The 11,044-nt window shown below is 40.2% G+C and carries 6 protein-coding genes, 1 rRNA gene and 1 pseudogene; 6 read left to right on the top strand and 2 right to left on the bottom strand.

Annotation, left to right across the window (positions count from 1 at the left end; genetic code table 11):
* Positions 1 to 518: pseudogene (locus tag I6E24_RS13365) on the bottom strand (IS4 family transposase); the annotation flags it as partial.
* Positions 519 to 815: 297 nt separating this feature from the next.
* Here I6E24_RS13365 and I6E24_RS13360 point away from each other — a divergent pair.
* The 4 genes from I6E24_RS13360 to I6E24_RS13345 all read left to right on the top strand — a co-directional run bounded on the left by I6E24_RS13360 (position 816) and on the right by I6E24_RS13345 (position 3,764).
* Entirely contained in the window at positions 816 to 1,259 is a 444-nt protein-coding gene (locus I6E24_RS13360) for a hypothetical protein (RefSeq protein WP_204404446.1), read from the top strand.
* 137 nt (positions 1,260 to 1,396) lie between these two features.
* Positions 1,397 to 2,038, top strand: a complete 642-nt coding sequence (locus tag I6E24_RS13355) for a DedA family protein (protein ID WP_235329033.1) — start codon at positions 1,397 to 1,399, stop codon at positions 2,036 to 2,038.
* A gap of 49 nt (positions 2,039 to 2,087) precedes the next feature.
* Positions 2,088 to 2,735, top strand: a complete 648-nt coding sequence (locus I6E24_RS13350; RefSeq protein WP_154045106.1) for a DUF47 domain-containing protein — start codon at positions 2,088 to 2,090, stop codon at positions 2,733 to 2,735.
* A gap of 15 nt (positions 2,736 to 2,750) precedes the next feature.
* The gene (locus I6E24_RS13345; RefSeq protein ID WP_154045107.1) at positions 2,751 to 3,764 is read left to right on the top strand and encodes an inorganic phosphate transporter; all 1,014 of its coding nucleotides are present in this window, start codon (positions 2,751 to 2,753) and stop codon (positions 3,762 to 3,764) included.
* 109 nt (positions 3,765 to 3,873) lie between these two features.
* Here the strand turns inward: I6E24_RS13345 and I6E24_RS13340 are convergent, their stop codons facing one another.
* A complete protein-coding gene (locus tag I6E24_RS13340; protein WP_235329032.1) occupies positions 3,874 to 4,305 on the bottom strand; it encodes a hypothetical protein in 432 nt (143 codons plus the stop codon).
* Positions 4,306 to 4,588: 283 nt separating this feature from the next.
* Between I6E24_RS13340 and I6E24_RS13335 the strand changes: the two genes are divergently transcribed.
* Together I6E24_RS13335 and I6E24_RS13330 are read left to right on the top strand one after the other, a co-directional pair.
* The gene (locus tag I6E24_RS13335; protein ID WP_235329031.1) at positions 4,589 to 10,198 is read left to right on the top strand and encodes an alpha-2-macroglobulin family protein; all 5,610 of its coding nucleotides are present in this window, start codon (positions 4,589 to 4,591) and stop codon (positions 10,196 to 10,198) included.
* 729 nt (positions 10,199 to 10,927) lie between these two features.
* Positions 10,928 to 11,044: ribosomal RNA gene (locus tag I6E24_RS13330) — 16S ribosomal RNA — on the top strand; the annotation flags it as partial.

Below are 11,044 nucleotides of genomic sequence, written 5' to 3'. Positions count from 1 at the left end.
CCCTCAGCTTTGCCGCGCCGGCAGAAGAACAGACGGACCTGCCGTGTGCCCAGTTTCACATCGGTCATGGCATAGTGAATATGGTAACGTCTGCTGTACCTTATCTGTCTTGAGGATGAAAGCCTGCTGAGAATGGATCTGGCTGAAAGGTCTCCCCATGAGGTGGAATACTTTGTATTACCCATTTTCGCCATGCCAAGCAGATGAAACTTCTTATGGCAGCTGCATACAAAATCCACAAGCCCGGTATTTGTAAACCAGCTGTCCACCAGCAGATAATCAAAAGGAATCCTGTAGCGGATAGCGGCCTTGACCATCTCTATCAGCTTCTCGCCCTTACCCATGAAGTATTCTTCTTTACGTCCGGCTGCGTGGGAGCCTGCATCGCGTTTACGCTCATAGCGCCTTTTGCGTTGTTCGGCCGTCATCCCCTGTTCCTTGCCTTCCACTTTACCCTTCTCGCCATGAAGGGAAACGTCGAGCATGAACTGGGTGCGACCATCGCTCCAGCACAGCATGAGGGCCTTATACCCGAGAATACACTTCTGATGTATATGAGAGAAAATATAATGGTAGGGCGATTTTAAGTATAGAGGCGTATGATATGCTTGCCCGTAAAAGCAATATATCAAGAAGTTTGAAATCCAATGTGCGTTCCATAACCGAATATAACGGTGTGGACAGTTATATAATGGCCCATTTTATATACAGGTATGATTTTATGCGAGGTAAAAAAAGCAGATGAGGAATGCCATGCTACTTTATGTATGTGAAGTTGTTCTTCTGAAATAAAAATAAAAAACAATTTCGTCGCCATGAAAAAACTTCGTATATTTGCACCCGCTATGGTGAAGTATCTGTTTCTTTTATACATCGCATTGGGGATATACCTGATTTCGGGTGACTATTCCACCGTATATGACAGTCAGGAGTATGAAAATACTTGTGTGGCTGAATGGCAAAATGATACGGTGATAATCAATCATATATTCAGAGGTTTGTCCGAAAAAAAGGAGATTGATAACGAAAGAGTAAATTTATTGTTTCAATTTTGTATCGCAAATAACAATGTTTATAATAGCGGACGTTTCACTTTGTCTTATAAGTTGTTAAAGACTTATTCTAATGCTTTAGGCATAACCCATTTACGGAAAATATTCTTGCCGGAAGAAAAGGTGACATCTTATTTCTCTTTTTTACTCTTCACTCGTTACTCGGACAATTATTATATTTATCAAATCAAACGTATTTTGATTTAGCATAAATTATAAGGTTGGTGGGCCGTTTTTTTTATTCATATATGTTTCCTGAAGATTATTGATACGGGATTATTGTTCCTGCCTGCCGCAATATGAAAATTAAATTCTTTTTTATATGCTAATATCAATTTATTTACATGGATTTTTTACTGGATTTTATCTTTAATATAGATCGACATTTGATTGAAATAGTCCAAACATACCATGCATGGACGTATATTATATTATTTTTAATTATTTTCTGTGAAACAGGTTTGGTCGTTACGCCATTCCTTCCCGGCGATTCATTACTGTTTGTTTCAGGTGCTATAGCCGCTCTTCCCGGTGTGCCGATTGAAATCAATATCTTGGTTTTGGTACTTTTTGTCGCTGCCATTTCTGGTGATTCTTGCAATTATATTATAGGCCATTTTTTTGGAAAAAAGTTGTTTGGCAGGAAAAATTCTGGCATATTCAAACAAGAACATTTGGATAAGACTCACGAGTTTTATAAAAAATATGGAGGTAAGACAATCATCATAGCACGTTTTGTGCCAATCGTTCGTACTTTTGCTCCGTTTGTGGCAGGAATGGGGAAAATGCATTATTATTTTTTCATGATATATAATGTGGCAGGTGGTGTTTTATGGGTTGCGTTATTCTGCTATGCCGGATATTTTTTCGGAGACCTGCCTTTTGTACAAAATAATTTGAAACTTCTTATAGTGGCAATCATTGTTATTTCCATATTGCCTGCCATAGTGGAAGTAGTAAGAACCAAATTGAAATTAAAGAGATAAATTATAAAAACTAATTAATCAAACAGAAATTAAAATACAGTGTATATTTATGAAAAATTCTTTTTTTAGCCGATTTGCGCCGCAGGAACCCAAGTTCTTTCCGATGTTAAAACATTTGTCGGAGATTCTTATTTATTCTTCAAACTTGTTAGTAGAAAGTTTTGAACATAATACACCGGAAAAACGTAGTGAATATTACAAACGTATCAAAGATGTCGAGCGCGAAGGCGATAAACAAACTCATCAAATTTTTGATGAGTTGGGAAAAACATTCATAACGCCTTTCGACCGTGAGGATATTCATGATTTGGCATCAACGGTAGATGACGTGATAGACGGTATAAATAGCTGTGCGAAGCGTATAACTATTTACAATCCCCATCCGATTTCTGACAGTGGTAAGGAACTGAGCAAGTTGCTTCAGCAAGAAGCGATTTATATTGGAAAGGCGATGGATGAACTTGAAACGTTCCGTAAGAAACCGGCCGCATTGCGTGAGTATTGCGAGAAATTACATGATATTGAAAATCAGGCAGATGACGTATATGAGTTGTTCGTAAAGAAATTGTTTGAGGAAGAGAAGGACTGCGTGGAATTAATCAAAATCAAAGAAATAATGCAGGAATTGGAAAAAACCACAGATACTGCCGAGCGTGTTGGGAAAATATTAAGAAATCTTATTGTTAAATATGCATAAAGGCAGGGAAAATACATGGAATTATTAGTTATCATCATAGTATTGGCTTTGATATTCGACTATATCAACGGTTTCCATGATGCGGCCAATTCAATAGCTACCATCGTTTCAACAAAAGTTCTAACTCCTTTTCAGGCTGTAATATGGGCCGCGTTTTTCAATTTTGTGGCTTTCTTCATTGCCAAATACATTATTGGTGGTTTCGGAATAGCCAATACAGTGTCTAAAACGGTTGTAGAGGATTTCATAACTTTGCCTATAATATTGTCCGGTGTCATTGCTGCCATAATATGGAATCTATTCACGTGGTGGAAAGGCATTCCTTCCTCCTCGTCCCATACTCTTATTGGTGGATTTGCAGGGGCTGCCATCATGGCGCATGGTTTTGGGGCTATTCAATTGAGCATAATCTTGAAAATTGTAGCTTTCATCTTTCTGGCTCCTTTTATCGGAATGGTGATAGCCTTTGGTTTTACTTTGTTGGTGTTGTACATATGCAGACGTGCGCATCCTAGTACGGCAGAATTATGGTTTAAGAAATTACAACTTGTTTCTTCTGCCTTGTTCAGTGTAGGTCATGGATTGAACGACTCCCAGAAAGTCATGGGTATCATTGCTGCTGCTTTAATTGCGGCTCATTCGGAAGGCCTTGGCATGGGAATAAACAGCATTAATGACTTGCCTGATTGGGTGGCTTTTGCCTGTTTTACCGCTATTTCTTTGGGTACAATGTCCGGAGGGTGGAAAATTGTAAAGACAATGGGTACACGCATTACAAAAGTGACACCTTTGGAAGGTGTTGTCGCAGAAACTGCAGGAGCCTTTACTTTATATTTGACGGAATTCTTGAAAATACCTGTAAGCACGACCCATACAATCACTGGAGCGATAATTGGCGTCGGGGCTACTAAAAGACTTTCAGCGGTACGTTGGGGAGTGACCAAAAGTTTGATGACTGCTTGGATTTTGACCATTCCTGTCAGTGCCATATTGGCTGCTGCAATATATCAAATAGTTCGTTTTATTTGATTCTTAATAAAAATATTATGCAGACTCCAATATTGATGTTTCTTCAAAGGTACATCAATATTGGAGTTTCTTTATCCGTTTGTGTCTATCCGTGAAGGTTATATTTTTGCTAATCGAAAATGATTTCCGGATTTATATTCTTCAGTATTCCGACCATTTCATTTCTGTTTTCTGGTGCAAGACATGTTTTTTTTCCGTTCTTTTCTTCTACTATGGTGTCATATGGAATATTCAGGGTAAATCTTTTTTTGTCTTTCAATAAGGTGATTTTTTTTATTTCCGCGATTTTGATTGACTTTGATTTGAAATCTTTCACATTGAGTATCCCGTCTGTGATATTACATTCCGTGTTGTATATGCGTATGCATGATGTGAGTGCCATAAAAATGAAACAAGCGATAAATGCTACCAGGTTGTCTATGTTTTTTTCTGATAACAATACCAACACTAAACATAAAGCTATCGCGGTGACTGAATACATCATTGACATCCAAATGCAGCTTTTTGCCTTTTCCGACATTCGTGAATTGAAAGTTTTCATTTTATAAATGGTTTAATATGTTTTTTTAATGCAATAAAACAGTGTTTAAACAGTATTTAAACGGTATTTAAATTCTGTTCAACATTGCAAAAATAGCGAAAGGTAAGCGTAAAGTCAAATTATAATTCAAGTTTTCAGGTTTAGGTTTTGGCAAATTGCGTCATATTTTATCCCGAAATAGATAAAAAACATGATTTATAATCTTTTAGCATTAAAATTGCAGCATTTACGTTTATAAATTGTTTCTTTATATAGACATATAGGTAAAACCAAATCAAATTATATGAAGAAGATTTGTTTTTTTGTGGGTCTGATGATGATAGGCATCGTCCTCCCGATATCGGTTAAAGCTCAGAATTATGACAAAATGTGGAGGGAAGTGGAAACGCTTCAGAAAAAGGATCTCCCTCGTTCCGTAATAGAAAAATCTGAAAATATTTTCTTATTGGCATTGGCTAAGAAGAACATACCCCAGATGATAAAGGCTTTTATGGTATGTTCAGAATATAAGGTGCGGTTGAGTCCTGACAGTATCCAGAAGCGGAAAGACATGCTGAAGAAGTGGGCTGCATCGGAACAGGATGCAGTGGGAAAAGCTGTGCTTAACAGCGTTATGGCTATGAATTATGCAGCGGTATCACCTTCTGAGGTTGATTCTGTCATTTCATGTTTGCAACTGTCTTTGAAGGAAAAGGATCTGTTGGCATCGTATTCAGCAGCTTTATATTATCCTGTGGTTGTTTCTAAAGAATTGAGCAAGGAATATTTTGATGACAATATGTATGATTTCCTGGCCCGTCAGGCTGTACGTACACTGTTGTCACTTCCGGCTAGGGGATATGAACAGAAAATCCACAATGAGATACTAGGCGTTTATGATTCGCTGATAGATTTATATTCTTCTGCTGAAAGTCCTTATCGTGACAGAGAGGCTGAAGCGCTGACACGTGAGGCGCGTCTTGTTTATCTTTCTGACAATTGTGTTTATTCGAAGGATAAACTTTCTCCGGATGAGGCTGTGAAAATGTTCGAGAGTCTTGCATCTGAATATAAGGATGTTGAAGTCTATTGTGATATTATGCTGAAGCTTGCAAATAAGTATAGTTCTCAGGGAAAAAAGGTTGAGGCTATGTCTGAATTGAAAAAAGCTCTTGCTCTATATCCAAATACGGAATGGACTGGCGAACTGAATAATATGATTAAGGAGATAGAGTCTCCGAGCCTGGAGATACGTATCCCGTTTGTATATCCCGGATATCGGTCGGATATAGAAGTTTCATACAGAAACCTGACCAGCGTGACGATAGAGGCTTACAGGCTCAGCGTGTCGCCGGTATCGGAAAGACTGCGTGACAGAAAAAACTATGAGCAGTTGATAAGGAAACATGGTGACCGTGTGGCTGTGAATAACTTCACTCTTCCGGCAACTGCTGATTATAAATCAAGAACAACCAGATTGAAGTATAAATTGCCTGAAGACGGTATATATATGATGAAGCTCTTCTCAAAGCAGAAGCCAGAGGCAGTCTGCTATGAGGTGGTATATGTATCTCCTTATCAGTGTATTGTAATTCCATTGCCGGGCGACAGAAAAGAACTTGTTGCCGTCGATCGTATGACTGGTCATCCGGTTTCCGGAGCGGAGATACTTTCATACGCACTGAACGATGGTAAATACGAACTGAAGAATGTTTATCCCACTGATGAAAAAGGCTGCGTAGTGGTAAGTACCGCCAAGGATAAACTTGAATATTTCAGTGTCCGTACCTCCGGTAATGATTTTATGAATATCTCAAATTTCTATTCCGGAGAGCATTTCCTGAACACAAACGAAGAAGCGAGAAGGCAGACAACCATATTCACGGACCGCTCGATTTATCGTCCGGGACAGATGGTATATGTGTCAGGAGTTAAATATGTCCAAAAAGGTGATTCCGTTTCTGTACTTAAGGGGGAAGAAGTGACTGTAAGTCTGACCGATACCAATGGTAAGGAGGTGGAGAAGAAAAAGGTAGTCACTGACGATTTTGGAGTTTACAGTGCGGAGTTTGTACTTAAACAGAATGTTTTGCCGGGATACTTCGGTGTGAAGGTCGATAATGCATATAGCGGTATAAGGGTGGAAGAGTATAAGCGTCCTACTTTCGATGTGGTTTTCGAGAAAAACAGCAGTGAATATTCGCTTGGCGATTCGGTACATACTGAGGCCAGGGCTGCATCATTTGCCGGTGCTCCTCTGCGCATGGCAAAGGTGGAATATAGGGTAGTCCGTATGGAAAATATTTGGTGGAGATATAACGGTACTGAAACGGAAATTTCCACTGGCGAAACAATGACTGATGCCGACGGCAAGTTCCATATAGATTTCTGCCTTGATAAGCCTGACGGCGATTTGCAGACTGCGGATAATGCGTATTACAGATTTAATGTAAAGGCCACGGTAACAAGCCTTTCCGGTGAAACTCAGGTAGGGGAGTATTCCGTATCTGTAGGTGATAAATCTCTCGATTTGAGTATTTCTGATTTGCCTTCCAAAGTGGCAAAAGAAAGAATAGGCAAGATCCGTTTTGACGCTTTCAATTGCGAAAGGATGCCGGTAGAAACAACTGTCAGATATTCTGTTTTCAAGCTTGATGAAGAAGGCAAGATAGCGGGTAAGGCTGTGTTCAGTGGTGAGGAAAAGGCTCAGAATTCATTTGTGCCTTACTCATTCAATTCTCTTTCTTCAGGGAAATACCGCATAAGGATTTCCGCTTCAGACTCCAAGGGACGTGATGTGTCAAAGACTCAGGATTTCGTCCTGTTCTCCCTTGCAGACAGTATTCCTCCTTACCGGACTGTGGAGTGGTTCTATCAGGACGGCAATTCGTTTGATGAAGGTAAGTCTGTCGATTTCTATATAGGCAGCTCCGAGAGTGATGTCTATATGATGCTTGATGTGTTTACGGCTGGAAAAAGACTTGAAAGCCGTAGGATAACATTCTCTAATTCAATACAGAAGTTCAGCTACAGATATAAGGAAGAATATGGTGACGGTATAACTGTATGTTTCTCTTTTATGCGTCAGGGAGTATTGTATAAGAAGGTGGTAAGTCTTGTGAAGCCTGAACCTGAGAAGAAACTCAACGTATCATGGGAAACATTCAGAGACAAGCTTGTTCCCGGACAGAAGGAGGAATGGAAACTCACTGTAAGGAATAAAGACGGGGAGCCTGTCTGTGCTTCTATGTTGGCGTCTGCATACGATGCTTCGCTTGACGAACTTTATTCGCACGGTTGGCATTTCGGATTGTATTTTGGAAGAAAGATACCGCGTGTATTGATGCAGAGTCTGCATGTGTATGACAATCCTTATATGCGTGTGGCATACGCTTATGTAAACGGCAGCAATGGAATCGATCTTATCTATGGTGACGGATTTACACAGTTTATACCTTTCTCATGGGGATATTATGCTTCGCGCGGAATGATTATAGCCAAGGCACCGTCAAATAATATATTCCAGGCAAAAGAAGCTTCATTTGATATGGCTGGACAGAGTTATAACAGGAAAGCATCAGTGGAGGAAGCGGATATGAATCTGCCTGTTGAAGATGCCGTAGAGGCAACTGACGGAAATGTGTCTCATGCCCTTCGTGAGAATTTCTCTGAGACCGCTTTCTACTACCCGCGTCTGCGTACAGATTCTGCCGGAACAGTGACTATGTCGTTCGTAATGCCTGATGCATTGACCGAATGGACTTTCAATGGTTTTGTACATACTCAGAATATGGATTACGGATTTGTAAAGGCGTCGTTTACCACTTCCAAGCCATTTATGGTGCAGCCTAATATGCCTCGCTTTGTCAGGGTAGGTGATGAATCGTCCATTTCATCATCTCTCATCAATATGTCTGATGAGGATATCAACGGAAAAGTCACTATGACTCTTTCCAATCCGCTCAACGGACAGGTGGTTTATACCAAGACAGATGCTTTCAGTGTACGTGAAGGGGAGACAGAAGTCGTGACATTTAACTATAAGGTTTCCGAAGGTGTGGATGTTCTGGTTTGTACTGTCATGGCTGAGGCTGGCGAGTTCAGCGACGGCGAGCGTCATTACCTTCCTGTATTGTCTGACAAACAGATAATTGTAGAGAATATTCCTGTTCAGTTGAGAGGCGATGAAACCAAAACAGTTTCTACAGATGGCTTGTTCAACGGTGGAAGCAATACTGCTACAAACAGGAAACTGACCATAGAAATGACTGCAAATCCGCAGTGGTATGTCATTCAGGCTTTGCCTGTGCTTGGCACACCTTCGTCTGATGATGCAATGTCGTGGGCTACGGCTCTTTATACCAATTCATTGTCTTTGCATATTGTGAAATCCAATCCTAAAATCAGGCAAGTGTTCGATTCGTGGATGGCACAGGGAAAAGATGAAAAGGATTTATGGTCGGAACTGTCAAAGAATGAACAACTTAAAAATATCATCATCGAAGAAACCCCATGGTTGGCTGATGCTGAAGATGACGCTTCGAAAAAACAGCGTATTGCAATGCTTTTCGATGTAAACGCAATGAGCGACAGACTCTCCACGGCTGTTGCCAGTCTTGCCAAGTTACAGCTGGCTGACGGTTCGTGGCCATGGTTCAAGGGTATGACTTCAAGTACTTACATCACTCTTCGGATAATGGAATCTTTGGCCAGACTCAAGGCTTTGGGAGTATCATTCAATTATCAGATGAACGATATGTATAAGAAAGCCCTTGGATATCTGGCTTCTGAAGCTGCCGGGTGTCATGACAGTATTCTTGAAAACAAGGACGCTTACGTGCCTCAGAATATGATTATGAGCTATCTGTATATATGTGCCATTGACGATGAAGCGGCATCTTCTGCAGATGCTAAGGTGAACGATTATTTCATTGACTATTTTGTAGGAAAGTCTGCATCGCTCGACATAAATGAAAAATCGGTATTGGCTACCATTATGGACGCGGCAGGAAAGAAAGACGAGGCGGAAGTCCTTCTACAGTCTGTTATGGAATATATGGTAAGCAATGATGAGATGGGTTCATATTTTGATACATATAAGGCCGGATATTCTTCGTTCGATTACAGAATACCTGTTCACGTGTCTGCAATGGAAGCCATCATGCGTTTGGGAGATAATAAAGAAACTTTGCTTGACGATATGCGTCTGTGGTTGCTGAAGCAGAAACAGGTACAGGTTTGGGATACTCCGGTTGCATCTGTAAATGCCATTTATGCGTTTCTGGCAGGTGGAAGTGATGTGCTTGATTCAGGCTCTGCTATTACAGCGGAGGTTGCGGATAAAACTTATACCACACCGGATGACGCTATAGGACATGTTTCGGTTTCATTGCAGGATTCTGATATCAGGAAAACAGAGAATATTGAATTCTCAAGAAAAGGTACAGGTGCCGGATGGGCTTCTGTCTGTTCACAATGTCTTGAAAGTATCGACAAAGTGAAATCCTACAATGGTGAAGGTCTGAGGATAGAACGCAAGTATATATGCGATGGAAAAGAAGTTTCATCGTCTTCCGTTTTGTCTGTGGGCGATAAGGTGACGGTATGCATAACCGTAAGTGCAGACCGTGATATGGATTTTGTACGGATAAAGGACGATAAACCTTCATGTCTTGAGGTTGCGTCCCAACTCTCTTCTTATTCTTGGGCAGAAGGGCTTTCATTTTATCGCGTAAATAAAGATGCGTCTGTAGAATTTTTCATTGACCGGATGCGCAAAGGTTCCTATACTATACGTTATGACGCATACGTGGCACGTTCAGGAAAATATGTTTCAGGTCCGGTATCTGTCATATCAGTTTATGCGCCGCAATTCGGTTCGCATGGGGATTCCTCAATTATTACGATAAAATAATTTTACCTCCACACGCTCGTGTCAAGCTCTCGACACGGCCGTGCGGAGATCTCCACACGTTCGTGTCGAGTACTCCACACGGCCGTGTGGAGAAGATAATGTTATGACGCATGAGGGTACTTTTCAAGAAGATATAATATCTTAATGAGATTTTTCATATATTGTTACCTTTATATAATATATATAATGTGTGAAAAATCTTTACATTAGCTTCTTCGAAACACTTATGTAAAAAAATTCGTTTCATTTTTCATTGATTAACAGTAAGTTATGTTTTTCAGCATAATTTTTTGAAAAAAAGTTGTGCAAATTATTGCAGGAAAGAAAAAAGTGCGTACCTTTGCATCCGCTTTCGAGAGGGAAGGCGGTTAAGTTGAAATGTTGAGAAGGTAGTAGAGTTGTTGTAAGGTTCTTGAGTATCTTACCTTGTTAGTATACAAGGAAGCGAGAAATAGTCCTTCGGTTTTTGGCTTCGAAATTTTTTTCGAAAAAATATTCGAAAAAAAATTGGTGGTTAAAAATAAATCGCTTACCTTTGCAAATGCTTTCGCTTCCAAAACGAAAGAAAGTTCTTTGAAAGATTTTAAATAAACAAACAGAATGTAGTACAAGCGTCACATATAAATAATGTGTGATGAAAAAAAAGAATAAACCGTCAATTATATAATAAAGATACGGTATCCTGAACAGAGACAAAACGCATCCTTAACGGGATGTACAAGATATTTTACAATGAAGAGTTTGATCCTGGCTCAGGATGAACGCTAGCTACAGGCTTAACACATGCAAGTCGAGGGGCAGCGGGATTGAAGCTTGCTTCAATTGCCGGCGACCGGCGCACGGGTG

The organism is Bacteroides caecigallinarum (assembly GCF_021530995.1).
GTDB classification, from domain to species: domain Bacteria; phylum Bacteroidota; class Bacteroidia; order Bacteroidales; family Bacteroidaceae; genus Phocaeicola; species Phocaeicola faecigallinarum.
Note: the sequence above shows the minus strand (reverse complement) of the source record. Positions and strands in the feature narration are given on the sequence as shown.

Excerpts from the sequence above, each read along its gene's own strand:
- I6E24_RS13340 (WP_235329032.1), bottom strand. The coding sequence starts at position 4,305 with ATGAAAACTTTCAATTCACGAATGTCGGAAAAGGCAAAAAGCTGCATT.
- I6E24_RS13350 (WP_154045106.1), top strand. The coding sequence starts at position 2,088 with ATGAAAAATTCTTTTTTTAGCCGATTTGCGCCGCAGGAACCCAAGTTC.
- I6E24_RS13360 (WP_204404446.1), top strand. The coding sequence starts at position 816 with ATGAAAAAACTTCGTATATTTGCACCCGCTATGGTGAAGTATCTGTTT.
- I6E24_RS13335 (WP_235329031.1), top strand. The coding sequence starts at position 4,589 with ATGAAGAAGATTTGTTTTTTTGTGGGTCTGATGATGATAGGCATCGTC.
- I6E24_RS13355 (WP_235329033.1), top strand. The coding sequence starts at position 1,397 with ATGGATTTTTTACTGGATTTTATCTTTAATATAGATCGACATTTGATT.
- I6E24_RS13345 (WP_154045107.1), top strand. The coding sequence starts at position 2,751 with ATGGAATTATTAGTTATCATCATAGTATTGGCTTTGATATTCGACTAT.